Consider the following 24,563-nt stretch of genomic DNA (forward strand, 5'->3'; position numbering starts at 1 on the left):
TCCACTACCTTAATTGCTTTAATCACAATAACTAAGGATCTTTAAAGGCCGTTTTCAAATTTTTTTTGATTCTTTCTCTTTAAAAAGAAATTATGAAAAATGTTGTATAAAAAATTGGTTTTTCAAAATGATGTCCTTTAATGCTTCTAAATACGATCAGTTAGCTAGTAGCAACGGAGGCTGTAATGGCAGGCGAAAATAACCAAAATAACCAAAATGAAGATCTAAATGACGCGGTAGAACAAACGGACACGAACGACGCGGGTACGCCCTCCCAACAGCAGAATCAACAAAATCAACAAAATACGATTGCGTCGACAATAGCGACGGGTGCTGAAAATTCGGATGCGGCAGACGAAGTTAACCAGGCTTTAGACGAAAATCCGAGTGGTGCAGGTAATGCTGAAGATGCCTCAGCTTCTGGCGCGGCTGTGCAAGAAGAGACGCCAGAAAGTGATGGAGAATCAGACGCAGCACAATCCAATGTGGTCGATAGTGTGGCTTCTGACGGGGGAAGTGCTGAAGGTGCATCGGGAAGTGGTGGTGGGGATTCTGGTGCAGGCGCGCAAGCTGTAGGAGGCGGTGGCGCTGCCGGATCTGAAGGGGGAGTTGATGCAGAAGGCAATCAAGCCCAAGGTCAAGCAGTACAAACTTCAGCCACATCAAGCTCTTCAACAGATTCTGAAGGGTCACAAGGTGGTGATAATCTAGACTCGGAAACTGCAGAAGAAATGTTTGCAGTCGATGTTCAGGACCAAAGCAATGAAGCAACGAATCAAGTAGAAGATGATTTTGATTCTGAAACGACGAGTGAAACCTTCCAAATAAATGTAGAAAGTGAAAATGATGCACCAGAAGCTGAACAAGATCTGGCTTACATCATTGATGAAGATGGTTCTATCACATTCACTCAAGAACAATTACTCGAATACGCAAGTGATGTTGATGGTGATGAGCTGGTTGCTTCAAACGTTCAAGTTGGTGCTGATGCTTCAGTTCAAGATAATGGCGACGGTACTTTCACAGTTGTTCCTTCCGCAGATTTCAATGGCGAACTTGATCTAACTTTCGATATCAGTGACGGCCAAGAAACCATAAGCAGCACCATCGATCTAACAGTTCGTCCTATCAATGACGCGCCTGTACCAGAAGATAAAACCTTTGAAATTGAAGAAGATGGCACACTTGTTTTCACCGATGCTGACCTACTAACCGGTGCGACGGACATTGAAGGCGACAATCTAACCGTTGAAGGTGTGACCTATGATGGTGGTGACGGTATCCTGACCGACAACGGCAATGGTACTTACACTTTCGCTCCAAATGAGAACTTCAATGGCGATGTAAACTTCGGCTTTGATGTGTCAGATGGCACCGATACGGTATCTGCAAACATCGACGTAAGCGTTACTGCCGTTGATGATGCACCTGTCTCTGGTGACCTAGCGTACTCAATCGACGAAGATGGTTCGATTCGTCTAAGCCAAGAGCAACTGCTATCGCAAGCATCAGATGTGGAAGGCGATGATCTAACAGCAAGCGGCCTAACGGTCGGCGGTGATGCAACAGTCGTTGCTAACGATGATGGCAGTTTCACTATCACGCCAGATGAGAACTTCAATGGCGACATCGATATCAGCTTCGATATCTCCGATGGTACCAACACAGTTCAAGCTTCTGCGGACCTGACCGTTAACCCAGTAAACGACCTACCAGTCCCTCAAGATCAACAGTTCAGTATTGCAGAAGACGGTACTTTACTGTTCACCGACGCTGACCTCCTTTCTGGTGCGACAGACATTGAAGGTGACAACCTAACGGTTGAAGGTATCACTTATGAAGGTACTGATGGCGTACTGACTGACTTGGGTGAGGGCTCATATAGCTTTGCGCCAAACGAAAACTTCAATGGTGATGTGAGCTTTAGCTTCGATGTGTCAGACGGTACAGATACCGTGTCTGCAAACATTGATGTTAGCGTGACTCCTGAGAACGATCCGCCAGTTGCGGGCTCAACGTCCTACACGGTGAATGAAGATAATTCGATTACCATTTCTGATGCACAACTATTGGCAACATCTTCAGATATTGAAGGTGATGTATCGATAGACAGCGTGACTTACTCTGGTAGCGACGGTGTCCTTGAAATCAATGGTAACGGCACTTACACCTTCTCGCCAAATGAAAACTTCAGCGGTGAAATTGCACTGGATGTGGTTGTTGCTGATGAAGATGGTGCTACTGACGCGACAACTGCGGGCATCAATGTTCTTGAAGTGAACGATCCGCCGGTTGCAGGCCCAACGTCTTACACTATTGATGAAGACTCAGTACTGACCTTCAGTGAGTCTCAAGTCTTACTTAATGCCTCAGATGTAGAAGGGGATGTTGAGCTTGTTGGTATTAGCTACAATGGTCCTGATGGTATCTTCTCAGTAAATGGTGATGGCACTTGTAGCTTCGCTCCGAATGAGAACTTTAATGGCCAAGTTCAGCTTGATGTCACCATTCGTGATGAAGATGGTGCAGAGGTTGAAACCGTCATCAATGTTGACGTACTGCCAATCAATGATGCGCCAGTATCGGGTGATTTGGCTTACAACGTTAACGAAGATGGTTCAATCACACTGAGCCAAGAACAGCTGTTATCGCAAGCGTCTGACGTTGAAGGTGATGACCTGACCGCTAGCGACTTAACGGTTGGTGGTGATGCGACGGTTGTAGCTAACGATGACGGCAGTTTCACCATCACGCCAGATGAGAACTTCAATGGCGACATCGATATCAGCTTTGATATCTCTGATGGCACTAATACGGTTCAAGCTTCTGCAGACCTAACTGTTAACCCAGTAAATGACCTGCCAGTCCCTCAAGATCAACAGTTCAGCGTTGAAGAAGATGGCACGTTAATCTTCACCGATGCAGACCTATTAACAGGTGCTACAGATATTGAAGGTGACAACCTAACGGTTGAAGGTGTGACCTACGATGGCGGCGACGGTATCCTTACTGATAACGGTAATGGTACGTACACCTTCGCTCCAAATGAGAACTTCAATGGCGACGTAAACTTCGGTTTTGATGTATCTGACGGTACCGATACGGTATCTGCAAACATCGACGTAAGCGTAACAGCGGTTGATGATGCGCCAGTGTCGGGTGACCTAGCGTACTCAATCGACGAAGATGGTTCGATTCGCCTAAGCCAAGAGCAACTGCTTTCTCAAGCATCTGACGTGGAAGGCGATGACCTAACAGCCAGCGGCCTAACGGTTGGTGGTGATGCAACAGTTGTTGCTAACGATGACGGCAGTTTCACCATCACGCCAGATGAGAACTTCAATGGCGACATCGATATCAGCTTTGATATCTCTGATGGCAATAATACGGTTCAAGCTTCTGCAGACCTAGCTGTTAACCCAGTAAATGACCTGCCAGTCCCTCAAGATCAACAGTTCAGCGTTGAAGAAGATGGCACGTTAATCTTCACCGATGCAGACCTATTAACAGATGCTACAGATATTGAAGGTGACAACCTAACGGTTGAAGGTGTGACCTACGACGGTGGCGACGGTATCCTTACTGATAACGGTAACGGCACGTATACCTTTGCTCCGAATGAAAACTTCAATGGTGACGTAAACTTCAGCTTCGATGTATCAGACGGTACCGATACGGTTGCTGCAAACATCGATGTAAGCGTAACAGCAGTCGATGATGCACCAGTATCTGGCGACCTTGCTTACTCAGTCGATGAAGACGGTTCGATTCGTCTAAGCCAAGAGCAGCTGCTTTCTCAAGCATCAGATGTTGAAGGCGATGACCTTACTGCCAGCAGCCTAACGGTTGGTGGTGATGCAACCGTCGTTGCAAACGATGACGGCAGTTTTACCATCACGCCAGATGAGAACTTCAATGGCGACATCGACATCAGCTTTGATATCTCCGATGGTACGAATACAGTTCAAGCCTCTGCAGACCTAACGGTTAACCCAGTTAACGACCTGCCAGTGCCTCAAGATCAACAGTTCAGTATTGCAGAAGACGGTACTTTACAGTTCACAGACGCGGATCTGCTTACAGGTGCGACAGACGCTGAAGGAGACAACCTGACAGTTGAAGCTATCACTTATGAAGGTACTGATGGCGTACTGACTGACCTGGGTGAGGGCTCATATAGCTTTGCGCCAAACGAAAACTTCAATGGCGACGTGAGCTTTAGCTTTGATGTGTCGGACGGTACCGATACGGTGTCTGCAAACATTGATGTTAGCGTGACTCCTGAGAACGATCCGCCTGTTGCGGGTTCGACGTCCTACACGGTGAATGAAGACAATTCGATTACCATTTCTGATGCACAACTATTGGCAACATCTTCAGATATTGAAGGTGATGTATCGATAGACAGCGTGACTTACTCTGGTAGCGACGGTGTCCTCGAAATCAATGGTAACGGCACTTACACCTTCTCGCCAAATGAGAACTTCAGCGGTGAAATTGCACTGGATGTGGTTGTTGCTGATGAGGATGGTGCGACCGACGCGACGACCGCGGGCATCAATGTTCTTGAAGTGAACGATCCGCCGGTTGCAGGCCCAACGTCTTACACCATTGATGAAGACTCAGTACTGACTTTCAGTGAGTCTCAAGTGTTGCTTAATGCCTCAGATGTAGAAGGGGATGTTGAGCTTGTTGGTATTAGCTACAATGGTCCTGATGGTATCTTCTCAGTAAATGGTGATGGCACTTGTAGCTTCGCTCCGAATGAGAACTTTAATGGTCAAGTTCAGCTTGATGTCACCATTCGTGATGAAGACGGTGCAGAGGTTGAAACCGCCATCAATGTTGACGTACTGCCAATCAATGATGCGCCAGTATCGGGTTATTTGGCTTACAACGTTAACGAAGATGGTTCAATCACACTGAGCCAAGATCAGCTGTTGTCTCAAGCGTCCGATGTTGAAGGCGAAGATCTAACCGCAAGCGACTTAACGGTAGATGGTAACGCAACAGTAACCGCCAATGATGATGGTAGCTTTACCATCGTTCCAGATGCGAACTTCAATGGTGACATTGATATTCAATTCAACATCACTGATGGTACTGACACGGTTCAAGCAACCGCCGATCTTACTGTTAACCCAGTTAATGACTTGCCGGTTCCTCAAGACCAACAATTCAGTATCGCAGAAGACGGTACGCTTCAATTTACAGATGCCGACCTACTTACCGGTGCCACCGATATTGATGGCGACGACTTAACCGTTGAAGGTATTAGCTATACAGGTGGTGATGGCGTACTGACCGACCACGGTGATGGTACTTATACCTTTGCGCCAAATGAAAACTTCAATGGCGATGTGAACTTCAGTTTCGATGTGTCTGATGGCACAGAAACAGTCAGCGCTAACATTGATGTGAGTGTGACGCCTGAGAACGATCCGCCAGTTGCGGGTTCAACCTCGTACATGGTCAACGAAGACAATGCCATCACAATATCTGATGAGCAACTGCTAGCAAACTCTTCTGATGTTGAAGGTGCAGTGTCGGTTGACAGCGTAACTTACAGCGGCACAGATGGTGTGTTCCAAGATAATGGTGACGGCAGTTACACCTTCCTTCCTAATGAAAACTTCAGTGGCGATATCAGCCTTGAAGTTATTGTTGCCGATGAAGACGGTTCGATTGACGAAACCACCGCGGGCATTACCGTTCTAGAAGTGAATGATCCTCCGGTTGCGGGTCCAACGTCATACACCATTGACGAAGATTCGGTTCTGACGTTCAGTGAATCTCAGATTCTTGTGAATGCTTCGGATGTCGAAGGCGATGTAGAACTCGTTGGTATTAACTACGATGGCTCTGACGGTATCTTCACTGTAAATGGTGATGGTACATGCAGCTTTGCACCCAACGAAAACTTCAATGGTCAGGTTCAACTGGGTGTGACCATTCAAGATGAAGATGGCGCAACGGTTGAAACACACATTAACGTCGATGTATTGCCAATCAATGATGCGCCAGTATCGGGCGATTTGGCTTACACCGTCAATGAAGATAGCTCCATCACGCTAAGCCAGGAGCAATTGCTAGCACGAGCAGGTGATATCGATAGCGACAACTTAGAAGCTATCAATCTATCTACTGATGAAAATGCGACCATCCAACACAATGATGATGGCAGCTACACCATCACACCTAACGCAGATTACAACGGTGACCTAGATCTGAACTTCGATATCATCGATAACGATGGTGGTTCAGTTCAAGTTGGTCTAGATATTACCGTGAATCCGGTTAATGACTTGCCACAAGCGCAAGATCAACAGTTTACGATTGAAGAAGACGGTACGTTACTCTTCACCGACGCTGACCTGCTTGCAGGCGCGTCGGATATTGATGGTGATGAACTGTCGATTGAAAACGTGCTCTACACAGGTGCAGACGGTGTACTGAGTGATAACGGTGATGGTACCTACAGCTTTGCACCAAACGAGAACTTCAATGGTGATGTTCAATTCTCATTCGATGTCTCTGACGGCACTGATTCAACATCAGCTGTTATTGATGTCAGCGTAACGCCTGAGAATGATCCACCGGTCGCGGGCTCGACATCTTACACAGTCCAAGAAGATGGCCAAATCACGATCAGTGATGAGCAACTATTGGCAAACTCTTCCGATGTTGAAGGTGACGTTGCTCTATCGAGCGTGACTTACGCTGGTGACGACGGTTCGTTTGTTGATAACGGTAATGGTACTTACACCTTTACGCCGAATGAAAACTTCGATGGTGATATTTCACTAGACGTTGTTGTCGTTGACGAAGACGGTGCAACCGCAACCACAACCGCTGGCATCGATGTTATTGCTGTGAATGATGGACCTGAAACTTCGGGCATTCAGGCTGAAGTTGATGAAGATAATTCAATCACCATTACTCAAGAGCAGTTACTTGCTAATGCGACCGATGTTGAGGGTGATGAGTTAACGGCATCTAACCTTCAAACCAACGATCCAGATGCGACAATTGTTGCGAATGACGATGGTTCATTCACTATTACGCACACAGAAAACTTCAATGGCGAGTTGGACTTCACATACAACATCAGTGATGGTGAGAATGAAGTTCTGACGACACTCGACTTGACGGTTAACCCTGTCAACGATGCGCCGGAAGCGGGCGATGAAATCTTCATCCAAGCGCAAGAAGACCAAACAGTTGGTGTGACACTTCGTGAAGAGCCCGCACTGCGTTTAGACCAAGCGCCAGAAAACGGCATCATTGAAGCGAATGTGAATGACGAATGGGTGGTACTGGAAGTAGGACAAGAAGTTCCTGCCGACACAGAAGTGCGCTTTATTCCAAATGATGACGCATTGGCTAACGGTACACACACCACGCAAATCGGTACGTTTGACGATAACGCGAGCGTGGACGATTGGGGTACAGAAGTCGACCCTTACACTCGTGAGTTCTCGGATGGCGACTTAACAGTAACCGTTCAAAGTAACGATGATCCTCTTGGTGCCTGGAATGGTAACACCCATATTGGTCACGGTATTGGTGATACAGACCGCCAAGGCCTAAGTGGTGATGAGAAACTGACAGTTTCGGTTGAAGGTCAAGACATCAATGAAATCAGCTTCCACCTTGATGGTTTGGGTGGCTGGTTCATGGAAGAGTCTCGTCACTTTACTGAAGTGGAAATTCGCGCCTTCAACGATGATGGTGAGTTAATCGATTCGATGACTTACCACAAAGAAGACCGTAGCAATTACGAGACCGACTATACGCTTACGGTAAATGAGCCGGTGTCTTACTTTGAACTTGGTACCGTGCAAGGTAATGGTACTTACGTGGTTCAAAACATGACAGTGTCACAAACTTGTCATGATGAAGCCGTGTTTACATCGATTGGTGTGGATGGTTCAGAGATCACCGAAACGGTTGAGTTGAATATCCATGCGGGTGACAACGAAATCGAGCTAACGGCTGAACTTCCGAATATTACAGTCGATACCGATGGTTCTGCCCAGTTTGCTTCGGTTGTGATTACTGAAGAGCAACTACTGGCGCAAGCATCGGATATTGATGGTGATGACCTCGATATTCAGAATCTCGAGTTGGTGGGTGAAAACTCAGAGCATGCAACACTTACCGATAATGGTGATGGTACTTGGACGGTAACACCGGATGAAAACTTCCATGGTGAAATCGAACTTGGTTACCAAGTTACCGATGGTGAGCTGACAGACAGCAACATCATCAACATCAACTTCGAATCGGTGAATGATGCGCCAATCGTTTCTGGCCCGATTGTTCTATCGACAGACGAAGATGAAGGTATCACGTTCAGTGCGGATGACTTGTTAGCTAACACCACAGATGTGGAAGGCGATACGCTGTCTATTTCTGACATCACTTACGGTGGTGACAACGGTGATTTAGTTGATAACGGTGATGGTACATTTACCTTCATGCCGAATGAGAACTTCAATGGTGAAATCGACATTGATTACAAGGTCTTCGATGGCACCGATGAAGTCGCAACGCACTTAGATCTAACGGTTGTACCTGTTAATGATGTGCCAGTTCCGGGCGAACCATTGCACACCCAAATGCTTGAAAACGGCTCTATAATCATTGAAGCGAAAGACCTATTGTCTGGCGCGACCGATGTTGATGGTGACATTCTTCATGTTGAAAACCTATTACTTGCGGACCAAACGCAAGGTACGTTAACAGATAACGGCGATAACACATTCACCTTCGAACCTGCAGAGAACTTCTCTGGTGAAGTGAATTTGACCTTCGATATCAGTGATGGTCAAGCAAGCGCGCCAAGCACTGCAACTGTCGACGTCGAGATTGTCAATGAAGGCCCTGAGGTGAGTGGTCCAATTGAAGCCGCGGTTGATGAAGATGGTTCTATTACCATTACACAAGAGGACTTGTTAGCGAATGCAACGGATGTCGATGGTGACAACCTTGAAGCGGTTAACTTTGCGACTAACGATCCAAATGCGGTTATTGTAGAAAACTCAGACGGTAGCTTCACAATTACACCAAGTGCAGACTTCTTTGGTGAGATTGAGTTCACCTACGATGTCACTGACGCAATCGAAACTGTTGCAGCTGACCTCAACCTAACCGTAAATCCAATCAATGATGCACCAGACGTGCCTGACATGTCTTTCACTACGGAAGATGGTCAAGCGATTACTATTACCGAAGCTGAGTTACTGGCACAAGCGACAGACGTTGAAGGTGATGAACTGTCAGTTGTGAATGTGACGAGTGCAAGCGACACGGTAGAAGTCACAGACAATGGCGATGGAACATACACATTAACGCCAGAGCAGGGCTTCTTCGGTAATGTTGACTTAGCGTTTGACGTTAGCGATGGCACTGATGTGGTTGCCGCAAACATCGACCTAAAAGTTGAGTTCGTCAACGATGCGCCAGAAGCAACACCCATGGTGGCTGATGTCGACGAAGATGGTTCAATCCTCGTTACACAAGAAATGCTGTTGGAGAACGCGAGCGACCAAGATGGTGATGAGCTATTTGCTTCTTCGCTTGAAACCAATGATCCGAACGCAAGCATTGTAGACAATGGTGATGGCACGTACACAGTGACACCTTCTGAAGACTTCAACGGTGATATTGCATTCACTTATGAGGTGAGCGACGGTGAGCTGAGCACGTCTAATGACATGACATTGACCGTTAATCCGGTGAATGACATTCCAATTGTTGCTCCAGGCCTGTACCACATTGAAGAGGATGGCAGCATCCTGTTCACTCAAGAAGATCTGTTGAGTGGTGCGATTGATATTGATGGCGACGCTCTAAGCGTAACTAGCATCAATTACTCTGGCGATGAAGGCACAGTCACCGACAATGGTGACGGCACGTTCAGCTTCGTTCCTGAAGAGCACTTCAGTGGCGATCTACAGTTCAGCTTTACGGTAACAGACGGTACAGATGAAGTTGAACAAGACATCAATGTTCACATTGAAGCCGTAGCTGATGCGCCTGACTTAGTGATTACGGATGGCGATGGTGTCAACGTTGATGATGAAGCAATTCTGGTTGAGCCAGGCGGCATTGTTGAGCTTAATATTGCGGCGGCACTGGTAGACCAAGATCTATCAGAAACACTGACAGTAACGGTTGATGGTGTGCCTGAAGGCTCAGTGATTACCTACGATAACGAAGGGGTAATCAATAACCAAGACAACGGTATCACCAGTTACAACGATACTGAAATCACAGTCACGTTTGAGGGTGAGACAGCTGGTTACGAAAACACAGCGGGTTACTACAAAGTTGATGAAGACGGCAACATCACGGGCGTTGAAATCGTCTACGAAAATGCCTCACAAGTCGATGGTGGTGGTGACCTTGTTCCTGGGCAAGAACAGTTCAGCTTCCAAGTTGCGGAAGGCGAGAGCTTTAACCTTTTCTTAATTCCAAACGGACATCAGCACAACGACTTTGATGCAATGCAAGACGGTCAGTACGAGTTCCGTGCTGAAGATGGTTCGCCTGCAAACATGGATACGGTAGATCCTCAACTTATCTTTGTTGCGGCAGATGGAAGCGAGACCGTGATTCAAGGCCAGAATGGTGACGCGATCTTCCATGGTGGTTCAAGCTCTCAGCTAAACCAAGATGGTATAGAACATACTCGCACGACGGTTAATGAAGACGGCGAGCTGGTTTACGGCTTTGAAGATTTGTATGGTGGCGGTGATGCTGACTACACAGATTTCAACTTCACAATTGATGTGGGTGAAGTGAACAGCCAAATCTACAGCGGTGAAGTGACGGTTGGTCCTGACGGTACGGTGAACTTACCAACAACGGCTATCGAAAATGCACTGCAAATTCAGCTACCAGAAGACTTCAACGAACAGCTTGAAGTTCATGTAACCGCAACCGCAACAGAGCTATCGAATGATGATTCTGAAACGGTGTCTCAAACCATCTACATTAACGCGACAGGCGCGCACATTGAGCATGCACCTGAAGCACTTCCTGTTGCAGCAACCGTGGAAGAAGATGGTTCGATCATCATCACGCAAGAAGATTTGTTGGCTAATGCGCGTGATTTAGATGGCGATCAGCTGACGGCTCTGAATTTAGCAACCGATGATGAGAGCGTTACGATTACTGATAATGGTGATGGTACTTACACATTAACGCCAGATGCTGACTTCAATGGCGATGTTAGCTTTACGTTTGATGTGTCTGATGGTGATGATGTTGTCTCTACCAATCTAGAGCTAACGGTTTCACCAGTGAACGATGGTCCAGAAGCACAAGACCAAGCATTCATCGTTGGCGAAGATGGCGTGTTAACGTTCAATGACCAAGACCTATTAACAGGTGCAACGGACATTGAGGGAGATGACCTAAGTGTTGAAGGTGTAACTTACACTGGCACAGACGGTGTCCTAACCGATAATGGCGATGGCACATACAGCTTCGCGCCAAACGAAAACTTCAATGGCGATGTGAACTTCTCGTTCAATGTATCAGATGGTACCGATACGGTAACCGCTAACATTGATGTGAGCGTGACGCCAGAGAATGATCCTCCGGTTGCTGGCAGCACGTCTTACACGGTTCATGAAGACAACTCTATTACAATCAGTAACGAACAACTGCTAGCGAACTCTTCGGATATCGAAGGCGAAGTCGCAATTGATAACGTGACTTACAGTGGTAGCGACGGTGTTCTGGAAATCAACGGTGACGGCACATATACCTTCTCTCCAAACGAGAACTTCAATGGCGAAGTTAGCCTAGATGTTGTCGTGACGGATGAAGATGGAGCGACTGAAGCAACAACGGCGGGTATTACTGTCCTTGAGGTGAACGATCCGCCAGTTGCTGGCCCAACGTCATACACCATCGATGAAGATTCAGTACTGACTTTCAATGAGTCTCAAGTTCTGCTGAACGCTTCTGATATTGAAGGTGATGTTGAGCTTGTTGAGATCAACTACGATGGTCCAGACGGAATCTTCTCAATCAATGGTGATGGTACATGTAGCTTCGCACCGAATGAAAACTTCAACGGCCAAGTGCAGTTGGATGTAACCATTCAAGATGAAGACGGCGCTCAAGTTGATACGTTTATTACGGTTGATGTCCTACCAATCAATGATGTTCCAGTATCAGGAGACTTGGCATATAGCGTAGAGGAAGACGGTTCGATTACCTTGAGCCAAGAGCAGCTTCTTTCTCAAGCTAGCGATGTAGATGGAGACGACCTTACTGCTTCTAACTTAGTGGTTGATGGCGATGCAACGGTTGTTGCTAACGATGACGGTAGCTTTACCATCACACCAGATGCGAATTTCAACGGTGATATTGACCTAACGTTCGACATCAACGACGGGGCAGACACACTTGTTGCTACCGCTGACCTAACCGTTAATCCAGTTAATGACCTTCCACAACCACAAGATCAAACGTTCAGCATTGGCGAAGACGGCATCTTGAACTTCACTGATGAAGACTTGCTGACAGGTGCGACTGACATTGATGGGGATGACCTGTCGGTTGAAGGCGTTGCTTACACGGGTGCCGACGGTGTTCTTACTGATAATGGCGACGGAAGCTACAGCTTTGCGCCAAACGAAAACTTCAATGGTGATGTGAACTTCAGTTTTGATGTGTCAGATGGCACGGATACGGTTCAAGCCAACATAGATGTGAGCGTGACACCAGAGAATGATCCACCGGTTGCAGGTAGCACGTCTTACACCGTTCATGAAGACAACTCAATTACCATCAGCGACGAACAGTTACTTGCTAACTCTTCGGACATTGAAGGTGATGTGGCAGTCGATAGCGTGACTTACACTGGCGCTGATGGTGTCTTTGAAGACAATGGTGACGGTACTTACACCTTCTCGCCAAACGAAAACTTCAACGGCGAAGTTAGCCTTGATGTTGTCGTTACCGATGAAGAGGGCGCAACTGAAGCGACCACCGCGGGTATTACTGTACTTGAGGTGAACGATCCACCAATCGCAGGCTCAACGAGCTACTCAGTCAACGAGGACGAAGTTATCACCATCAGTTCAGAGCAACTGTTGGCGAACGCTTCTGATATCGAAGGTGAAGTGGCGATTGATAGCGTTAACTACACAGGCTCAGACGGTATCTTTACCGACAATGGTGATGGCACATTCAGCTTCGCACCAAACGCTAATTTCGATGGCGATGTAAGCCTTGATGTTGTCGTTACTGATGAAGATGGCGCAACCGTAGCAACCAACGCAAGCATTGATGTTCTGCCTGTTAATGATGCTCCAGTATCGGGTGACTTGGCATACAGCGTGGACGAAGATGGTTCAATTACCTTGAGCCAAGAGCAATTACTTGCTCAAGCGAGCGATGTTGACGGTGATGACTTAACAGCGGCCAACCTGACCGTTGGTGGTGATGCGACAGTTACAGCAAACGATGATGGTAGTTTCACTATCACGCCAGATGCTAACTTCAATGGTGACATCGATTTGAACTTCGACATTACCGATGGTGATGCGACGCTTCAAGCAACGGCTGATCTTACCGTTAACCCTGTCAATGACTTGCCAACAGTCGGTGAGCCACAATTTGTGACTCAAGAAGACACCAGCTTTACCTTCACAGAAGAGCAACTGCTGCAAAATGCGGGCGATATTGATGGCGATAACCTATCGGTTGAAAATGTTGCTTCAGATAGCGGTACTTTGGCTGATAACGGCGACGGAACTTACACATTCGCACCGAATGAAAACTTCGACGGCAATGTGAATGTGACGTTCGACGTGAATGACGGTACAGCGACAGTACCAGCAGAAGCGACGATTGATGTTCAATCTGTGGTTGATATGCCAGAGCTGTCGATTGCGTCTGACTTGATCATTGCTTCAGACAACTTCGAGTCTGGCTCAAACGGTTGGAATACCGGTACTGAAAGCTCACAAGGCTTCGAATCAGGTGACATGCTAGGTCGTATTGGTGGCACTGGTGGCGATGAAGCAGTCAGCAAAACTTACGACATTCCAAGTGATGTGAGCGAAGTTAATATCTCGTTCAGTTTCTATGAAATTGATTCTTGGGATGGTGAGTCATTCCAAATCTTTGTCGGCGGCGAAGAGCTTACTTCGTTAGACAACTCGGCGTTCCAAACTCAAGATGGCACGACAACGTTGTACGATTCAGCGGGCAATGAAGTGGGTGAAGTTGTTCACGGCGTGTCGCAAGGTGAAGGCTTCAGTGGTTGGAACGACCAAGCACACCAAATCAACCTAACGGTACCCGTCGAAGATGGCCAACTTGAGTTAGGCTTTGGTTCAACCCTGAATCAAAGCGTGAATGATGAGTCGTTTGGTATCGACAACATCGAAATCTCAGTGTCAGACGCGGATTACCAAATCATTGGTACTGAAGACACACCAGTGCCGCTGGATATCGATGCGGCACTAACGGATACCGATGGTTCAGAAAATCTCGCTATCTTGATTGAAGATGTACCAGAGGGAAGTTCGCTTTCTGCAGGTACAGACAACGGCGATGGCACGTGGTCACTACAACCAGAAGAACTTGCAGGGCTTGAGTTTATCCCTTCTGGTGACTTCAATGGCGATGTGGTACTAACGGTCAATGCGACATCAACGGATGTCGATACAGGTACAACCGCAACGGCAACACAAGATGTGACGATTCACATTTCGCCAGCGAACGATGCTCCAGAAGTTGACGGTGATATTAGTGCCGTTACAGCCGAAGATAACAGCATCACGCTAACGCAAGAGCAGTTGCTAGAGCACGCTGTCGATATTGATGGTGATGATCTATCCGCAATCAACCTAACCACCAATGATGAAAATGCTACCGTTGAAATGAACGACGATGGCAGCTTCACCATTACACCAAGTGAAAACTTCAACGGTAATATCGAATTTAGTTACGATGTCACTGATGGAGAAGACATGGTGGCAGCAGGCCTAGACTTGACGGTAACACCAGTCAATGACGCGCCAGAGCCACAAGACCAAGCATTCACCATTGGTGAGGATGGTGTTCTTAACTTCACAGACGAAGACCTACTCACAGGTGCAACGGATGTTGAAGGTGACACACTAACGGTTGAAAGCGTGACATACACGGGCGCTGACGGTGTACTTACTGACAATGGTGATGGTAGTTACAGCTTCGCACCTAACGAGAACTTCAATGGTGATGTGAACTTTAGCTTTGATGTGTCAGATGGCACAGATACGGTTCAAGCCAACATTGATGTGAGTGTCACACCAGAGAACGATCCTCCAGTGGCAGGCAGCACGTCTTACACGGTTCATGAAGACAACTCAATCACCATTAGTAACGAGCAGCTATTGGCTAACTCTTCTGATGTCGAAGGTGAAGTGGCGATTGATAGCGTGTCTTACACTGGCAGTGATGGTGTGTTTGAAGACAACGGTGACGGCACGTATACCTTCTCACCAAACGAGAACTTCAATGGCGAAGTAAGCTTGGCCGTTGTTGTGACCGATGAAGACGGTGCAACTGAAGCGACCACCGCCGGAATTACCGTTCTTGAGGTGAACGATCCACCAATCGCAGGTTCAACCAGCTATTCAGTCAACGAGGACGAAGTTATCACCATCAGTTCAGAGCAACTGTTGGCGAACGCTTCTGATATCGAAGGTGAAGTGGCGATTGATAGCGTTAACTACACCGGCTCAGACGGTATCTTTACTGACAACGGTAACGGTACATTTAGCTTCGCACCAAACGCGAACTTCGACGGTGATGTCAGCCTTGATGTTGTCGTAACTGATGAAGATGGCGCAACCGTAGCGACCAACGCAAGCATTGATGTTCTGCCTGTTAACGATGCTCCGGTATCGGGTGGCTTGGCATACAGCGTTGATGAAGATGGTTCGATTAACCTAAGCCAGGAGCAGTTACTTGCTCAAGCAAGTGATGTAGACGGCGATGACTTAACAGCAGCTAACCTGACCGTTGGTGGTGATGCGACTGTCACTGCAAACGATGACGGTAGTTTCACTATCACGCCAGATGCGAACTTCAATGGCGACATTGACCTAAGTTTTGATATTTCGGATGGCACTGAGTCAATTGTGGCAAACGCCGATCTGACGGTAAACCCAGTTAATGACTTGCCAACGACATCTGATGTTTACGCGAACGTTGATGAAGATAACGTTATTACTATCACGCAGGAGCAACTACTTGCGAATGCCGCTGATATTGAGGGTGATGACCTTGTCGCTTCCGACTTAACCTTAGTGGGTGACGATGCAACGATTGTCGACAATGGCGATGGTACGTTCTCAATCACTCCAAGCGAAAACTTCAATGGCTACATCGATGTTGCCTACAGCATTAGCGATGGCGACACACCAATTGCAGCTAACTTAGGCTTGACTGTTGACCCAGTTAACGACGCGCCAATTGTTTCTGCTGATGTAGCGATAACCATTGAAGAAGACGGTTCATACACGATTACTCAAGAAGAACTCCTACAATTCGCGACTGACATCGAAGACGATGACATGACCGCAATTATCGGAGAGCAGGGCGATGAAACAACCGTAAGTGGCACAGTGTTGGATGCTGAAACCAGTAATCCAGTGTCTGGTGCGGAAGTCACCCTGACCGACAGTGCTGGAAATAGCTACACCACAGTAACGGATGATTCAGGAAACTACTCTGTTACAGGTTCAGTCGTTGATCAAGGCACGGTGACCATTGAGCAAGAAGGTTCAATTACCAGTAGCTTCCTGGTTCCAGCAGGTGAAGATACCAATGGTGGCGTAACCGCAATATCTGAAGTTCTTGAAGAAACAGATATGCGTATTGTGGTCACATGGGGTGAAAGCCCACGTGATATGGACAACCACCTATGGCTCTATGATACAGAGAATGGCAATGAGCTAGACCATATTTACTACCGTGACATGAGCCACGACCTTGGTGAAGGTAACGTCGTTCAGCAAGATGTTGATGATACGAATGGTAATGGTCCTGAAACCATCACCATTCCAAATTACCAAGACGCTGACATGCACTATTCAGTTCATAACTACACCAGCAGAAGTTGGGATGTGGATGGCGTTGAAGATGTGCAGGTTCAGGTGTTCGTAGGCGATACTTTGGTTGAAACCTTCAGCCCAGACCTTGCTGATAACCCATCGGGTGACCATTGGCATGTATTCGATATCGTGAACGGCGTTATTGTTCCAAGCCAAGATGTGGGCAGCGAGAATGCGTTCGATTTGCCAACAGCAGAAGAAGCGCTTGCGGCTGAAAACGGCATTGATATTTCTGAGTTGTTAGCAGGCGATGAAGACGGCGACTCTGGTGATACGGGGGGGAACGAACCAAGTGTTGGAGATGTTTCAATTGAGAACGCGCTAATCACTGATAATGGTGATGGAACTTACACCATTACGCCGGAAGAGAACTTCAACGGTGAATTCTCCATTAGCTACAACGTGGATGATGGCAACGGAGGGGTGACTCCAGCTGAGCTTGATGTAACCGTAACAGCAGTCAACGATCTTTCTGTGATTTACGATCATGACTACACCATTAATGAAGATGGTTCGTTAACCTTTACCGATGAACAACTATTGGCTGGTGCAACAGACATCGACGGTGATGACCTTTCTGTTGAATCTGTTAACTACGAAGGCACAGACGGTGTATTCACGGATAATGGCGATGGTACTTACACCTTTGCTCCAAACGAGAACTTCAATGGTAATGTCGACCTAACTTACGATGTGAGTGATGGTACTGATGTTGTATCGGCGAACATTGATGTTCAAGTGGTTCCAATCAATGACGTACCGGTAGCGGGTTCTACAACTTACAGTGTTGAAGAAGACGGCAGTATCACCCTAAGCGATGCACAACTTCTGGCGAATAGCTCGGATGTTGAAGGTGAAGTGTTTGTCAGCGATGTAAGCTACAGCGGTACTGATGGTGTGTTCACCGATAATGGTGATGGTACTTACACCTTTGCTCCAAACGAAAACTTTAACGGTGACATCAGTCTTGATGTCTCTGTTATGGATGAAGATGGCGCAACCGCTGAAACAACTGCTGGTATCGACGTCATTGCCGTTAATGACTTGCCAGTTGCAGGTTCAACGACCTACAGCGTTGACGAAGATAACGTGATTACTATCTCTGAAGCGCAGCTTCTTTCGAACAGCTCAGATATCGAAGGTGATGTATCTGTTAGCGACGTTTCCTACTCAGGTGCAGATGGTATCTTCACTGACAATGGCGATGGCACATACAGCTTTGCGCCAAATGAAAACTTCAACGGCAATGTCAGCCTAGATGTAACCGTTGCAGATGAAGACGGTGCAACCGCTCAAACTACTGCGGGTATTGATGTTATCGCAGTCAACGACGCTCCAGTCTCTGGCGACTTGGCTTACTCAGTTGATGAAGATGGTTCAATCACCCTAAGCCAAGAACAATTGCTGGCTCAAGCTTCTGATGTAGATGGCGACGACCTCACCGCTGCAAACCTAACGGCAGGTGATAACGCGACAGTAACGGCAAACGATGATGGTTCATTTACCATCACACCAGATGCTGACTTCAATGGCGACATTGACCTAAGCTTCGATGTTTCAGATGGCCTTGAAACCGTTCAAGCAGGCGTTGACCTAACAGTTAACCCAGTGAACGACTTGCCTACGGCTGAAGATCAAAACTTCACCGTTGAGGAAGACGGAACGTTAACCTTCACTGATGAGGATCTGTTAACTGGTGCAGCGGACATTGACGGTGACGACCTATTAGTTGCTGATGTGTCTTACACGGGTACCGACGGTGTATTCACCGATAACGGTGACGGCACTTATAGCTTTGCTCCGAATGAGAACTTCAATGGTGATGTAAACCTTGGTTTCACTGTGTCGGATGGTACTGACACTGTTGATGCCAACATTGATGTGACAGTCACAGATGTGAATGATGCACCGGTTGCAGGTTCAACGACTTACCAGATGAACGAAGATGGCACCATCACATTAAGCCCTGAGCAGTTGATTGCTAATAGCTCCGATGTTGATGGCGAAGTGTCTCTTGATAGCGTGAGCTACTCAGGTGCAGACGGTATCTTGGTTCAAAATGAAGATGGTTCAGTAACGTTCGCACCAAACGAAAACTTTAACGGCGACATCAACCTTGATGTGACGGTTATTGATGACGACGGTGCAACGGCTCAAACCACCGCTGGTATTGAAGTCATTGCAGTTAATGACGCTCCAGTAGCCGGAAACGTGGCTTACTCGGTTGATGAAGACGGTTCAATTACGCTATCTCAAGAACAGTTATTGGCGAACGCTTCCGATGTTGATGGTGATGCACTGACCGCAAGCAACCTATCTGCGGGTGACAATGCAACCGTAACAGCAAACGAAGATGGTTCATTTACTATCATGCCGGATGCTGATTTCAACGGTGACATTGACTTGAGCTTCGATGTGTCAGATGGCCTTGAAACTGTTCAAGCTGGCGTCGACCTAACGGTTAACCCAGTCAATGACTTACCAACAGCCGCAGACCAAAGTTTCACCGTTGAAGAAGATGGAACGCTAATCTTCACGGATGCAGACTTACTAGCAGGCGCTGCAGACATTGACGGTGATGACTTGTCTATCACGGATGTGTCTTACACGGGCGCAGAAGGTGTGTTCACGGATAACGGTGATGGCACTTACAGTTTTGCTCCGAACGAGAACTTCAATGGCGATGTAAACCTAGGCTTTACAGTGTCTGATGGCACTGAGACAGTCGATGCCAATATTGATGTGACCGTAACGGACGTTAACGATGCACCAGTGGCGGGTTCAACGTCTTACCAAATGAACGAAGATGGCACGATTACCATTAGCCCTGAGCAGTTGATTGCGAACAGCTCAGACGTTGATGGTGAAGTGTCGCTTGAAAGCGTGACTTACTCAGGCTCTGACGGCTCTTTGGTTCAAAACGATAACGGGTCTGTGACCTTCACGCCAAACGAGAACTTTAATGGTGATATCAGCCTAGATGTGGTCGTGACCGATGATGACGGTGCGACTGCAACAACAACGGCAGGTATCGAAGTTCTGGCTGTGAACGATGGGCCTGAATCTGAGGATGTGAAACTAACCACAGCCGAAGACAGTACCATCCTTATCACACAAGACATGTTGTTAGCTCAAGCTACCGACATCGATAACACCTCAGACGAGCTGTCAGCTTCTGGTTTACAGATTGATCCTAGCTTAGGTGAGTTGCTTGATAACGAAGATGGTACTTGGTCATTTACGCCAAACGAAAACTTCAATGGCGATGTGCCAATGACGTTTAACGTTAGCGATGGTCAAGAGACGATTTCAGTCGACGGCAACATCGATGTCACGCCAGTGAATGATGCACCTGAAGCGCCAATGATTGAGATGCAAGGCGAAGAAGATGTGGTCATGGTGATTGACCCAGCTTACATCGCGGATCAAGTGACGGATCTTGATGGTGACGAGATAAGCATCGAAAGCATCACAGTTCGCGCTCCAGCGAATGCAACCATAACTCAGCAACCAGACGGTATGTATCACTTGGTGACTACTCAAGACTTTAATGGCTTGGTAGAACTGGGTTATCAGGCAACTGATGGCGAAGAAGTGGTTGATGGCTCATTGAATGTGGATGTCATTCCGGTTAACGACGCACCGTTTAACGTCGGTAACGCAATGATGACCACAAACGAAGATGGCGCGTTCACCTTCGATGCTGGTGACTTGATGAACTTGTTCGGTGACATTGATACCGCTGACCTTGTTGTTTCTCGCATTATCACCGCAGACGGTGAAGATGGCGGGGAAGTAAAAGACAACGGTGATGGTACTTGGACATTCACACCAACAGGCGACTTCTCAGGTGTTTCTGACCTACAAGTTGTCGTGAGTGACGGTGAGTTTGAAACGGTTCTTGATGTTCCTGTGTTCGTACGTCCTGTCGCAGATGGCGCGGTTATTTCAACTGACCATGACGGTCCATTAGTCTTCGGTGAAGATGAAACGGGTCACTTGGGACTGAACGTTGGCCTAGTCGATGATTCAGAAACAATAAGCAACTTGGTGATGACAGGTTTCCCTGTTGGATTCGAGGTTACAGATGGTGTGAATACCGTGATGATCACCGAGCCGGGTCAATACATCGACCTGTTCGACTGGGATATCTCAAACATTCAAATGACGCCTCCAGAAGACTTCCATGGTGAGTTCTTTGTAACGGTAAGCGCAACAACGGTTGATTACGGAGATGAGCCAGAAGCGTTTGATGATGGTATCGATACGGGTGATTTCGAAACTGTGGCGGGTGATTCCATCATCCTAACAGCTGATGACCTAATCGGATTGGCTGAAAATGTGGATGCAGACAGCGATGATGAAGTGAAACTGGTTCATCTTGCTGACCGCAGCCAAGGTGAGATTGTTGATAATGGCGATGGCACTTGGACGTTCACACCAGCACCAGGCTTTACGGGCGAAGCTGACATTGCGTACGTAGTTGATAAAGATGGCGTGCTTCATGATGAGCAAACTGGCGTAGTCGTGAAAGAAGGTGACTCACAAGAGAATGCAGCACCAGAAGTTAACAGCATCACGACGACGGAAATCGCAGCGGATGCCACCTTATCGTTCACTGATGAAGACATGTTAGCGAATCTGAGCGATGCAGAAGGCGATAGCTTGAGCATTGAGTCAGTGAGCTTGATGGAAGGCCAGGGCGTAATTGAGAGCGATAACCAAGGTAACTATCAATTCACACCTGCTGAAGACTACACCGGAGATGTTCAAGTTGGGTTTATAGCGACCGATGGCGAAAATCGCATCGAAAGCTTCTTCAATGTGGATATCCAAGGCGGAGGTGAATCAGCGGCGAGCGAAGGTTATGCCTTAGCTGATGATGGTTCACTAACTATCACGGATGCACAGCTGGTGGATGAGTTAGGCGTGAGTGATTCTGCACAAGTTGTTGATGTTGCAGACGCAAACGATGCTGGCTTCTTTGCCGAATCAGGTGAAGGTGAGTGGACGTACTGGCCGAACGAAGACTTCGATGGCAACTTAGCGATGAATGTTGAAGTTAACGACGGCGGTGAAGTATCAAGCCACAGCTTAAGCATCCAAGTTGAAGATGATTCAGTGCAAAGTGATGAACCACAAGTCCAAGCTGCTCAAGCAACAGAAGAGCAACAAGTGGAAGTGACTCAACAAGCTGATGACCAAGCTCAAGATGCTGAAACTGAAGACAGTACAGCAGATGTAACCGCGGCACCGGGCGATACCATCTCTATCTCGATTCCAGATGAGGTGAGTGGTAACGAATCGGTTGATTACGCTGATATGTCAGGCCTACCTGAGGGCTCTACTGTAAGTAACGCACTAGATAACGGTGATGGTAGCTTCACAATCAGTGGCAACCTAGAGCAGCCTGTATCTGTTGAACTTCCAGAAGGTTATGAAGGTACTAGCGAAATCCAATTCCAAGGTTACGACGAATTGGGTAGCTCAATAGACGGTGCTAGCGGTTCTGTTGAAGTTGAGGTCGATGATCAATACACCATGCAAGGTTCTACGCAAGAGCAGCAACCGGATATGGCGGGTATGGAATCTGGTGGCAGCGACTGGACAAGTGCGGGAGGCCAAGACCAAGGTGTTGACTTCACGGACGACTCTGGAAGCTTCGATTCAGATTCTCAAACTGGAACTGATCAAGGCAACGACTTCGACCAAAGCTCGATTTAATCGAGAGAGCTTAGTTTTAGTCTAAACCGACAAGTAGATAGGGCAGCGTAAAGTTGCTCTGAGCAAAGCCATGTAGAGTGACCTTTGCATGGCTTTCTTATTTGTCGCTGAGATTCATTCTTTGGCTTAAAAAAACTTGAGAATCCACAAGAATGTTCTTAGTTACTATAGAGAGAGTTAAAAAGGAGGGACGACATGTATCGTTATGTCAGTTCACCGCAAGCGTCGAAGTACATAGTGCCACCGCCTCAACATCGTGAGTTGTCGAGTGTGGATGTGCCTGAGTCTGAATTAGAGATGCGAGAAATATTGAATAATTGGTTTGCTGATGGTTTAGCGCCGATTATTGAAAGTGAAGATGACTACATCTCTGCGAGCGATCACGTTCGATTTGAAAAGCTTAGCCGCACCGTTGGGATGTTGTTGAGAAACAAAGATTATTATTTTTCGGCCAAACGGATTTTATCAGTGTGGGAACAAGATTGTCTTGAAACCACTTATATCAATTATCTCATTTTGCGCAGTGAGCGAGTCACTTCTTTAACGTAAGTTAATGCTGTGGCACTTGCCATTAGCCATTAGCCATTAGCCATTAGCGACTTAGGGTTCGTGTGCTTAAGATAGTTTTGTTTTTCTAGCGAATCAGGCAAACAAAAAGGGCAAGCTTTGAGGCTCACCCTTAAGGTTCTTTGTTTTACTTAACGTTACTGTTTTACTTACGTTGTTGTTTTGGCTTAACGTTATTTTCAACTAATTCTAAACTGGGTTACGACTTACACCCAACCATCAAATTTGAGTCGTTTTTGAATTCTCTCGACCGCTTCTTTCTGCATTTGTCTAACACGTTCATTAGAAACATTCACATCCAACATTTGTCCGACCTCAGACAGCGTTTTCACGTTGTTATCAAAGAAACCAAAACGGTGGATTAGCACCTTTTGTAATTTTGGAGGAAGTGTATTGATGATTTGTTCTAGAGCTTGGGTGAAGGATTGATCTTCACAATCTTGTTGAGGGTCGAGGATATATTCACTTTCGCATTGATCAAGCACCATAGGTGCATGGCTAATTCCAACCGTTGTCGTCACGTCAATAAACCCACTTAACGCCACCAGTTGATCGACGCGTTCGGCCTTAACACCTGAACTGTCTGATAACTCAGAAATTGAAACCTCTTTACTCATTTTTTTGCTTACATCGAGCTTTTTTGAGGCGAGGCTGTTTATTTCTTTACACACGTGGGCTGGCAATCTAACGGTTCGACCCGTGTTCATGAGTGCGGCTTCAATGTTTTCACGGATCCACCACACAGCATAGGTTGAAAAACGATAACCTGGTTCTGGATCGTATTTGTCGATGGCTTTAATCAAGCCAATGTTGCCTTCCTCGATCAGGTCGAGCAGGGTGAAATTATTGCCTTTACGTTTTAGGTAACTCTTTGCGATCTTCACAACAAGGCGTAGGTTTGATTCGATCATAACATCACGCGCTTTTTTATCACCCGCGCGATTCAATTTTGCGTAATACACTTCATCTTCACGCGACAGCAGATCAATGCCAACAATATCCTTTAGATAATGAGCATAAGGGTCTGCGCTGGTAGAAAATGATTCGGTAATGGGTGTTTCATCCGTGAGCCCCTGAAACGCAGCAAAACTATCGTTGTTCATTTCCTTGTCCTTATCTAGCCGACTGAACGTTTTATTT

3 protein-coding genes are annotated in these 24,563 nt (G+C 46.9%); 2 read left to right on the top strand and 1 reads right to left on the bottom strand.

The features are described from left to right. Window positions 1-185 precede the first annotated feature (185 nt). On the top strand, window positions 186-22,856 hold the full coding sequence (locus OQJ75_RS01900) for a tandem-95 repeat protein (RefSeq protein ID WP_265970784.1): 22,671 nt from the start codon (window positions 186-188) through the stop codon (window positions 22,854-22,856). Window positions 22,857-23,051: 195 nt separating this feature from the next. After that, window positions 23,052-23,405, top strand: coding sequence for a hypothetical protein (locus OQJ75_RS01905; protein ID WP_265970783.1), 354 nt, complete (start codon window positions 23,052-23,054; stop codon window positions 23,403-23,405). 224 nt (window positions 23,406-23,629) lie between these two features. On the opposite strand, the gene OQJ75_RS01910 is transcribed toward OQJ75_RS01905, so the two are convergent. Beyond that, window positions 23,630-24,526, bottom strand: coding sequence for a sigma-70 family RNA polymerase sigma factor (locus OQJ75_RS01910; protein ID WP_265970782.1), 897 nt, complete (start codon window positions 24,524-24,526; stop codon window positions 23,630-23,632). Window positions 24,527-24,563: the final 37 nt, after the last annotated feature.

The organism is Vibrio sp. 14G-20, assembly GCF_026241515.1.
Taxonomy (GTDB): domain Bacteria; phylum Pseudomonadota; class Gammaproteobacteria; order Enterobacterales; family Vibrionaceae; genus Vibrio.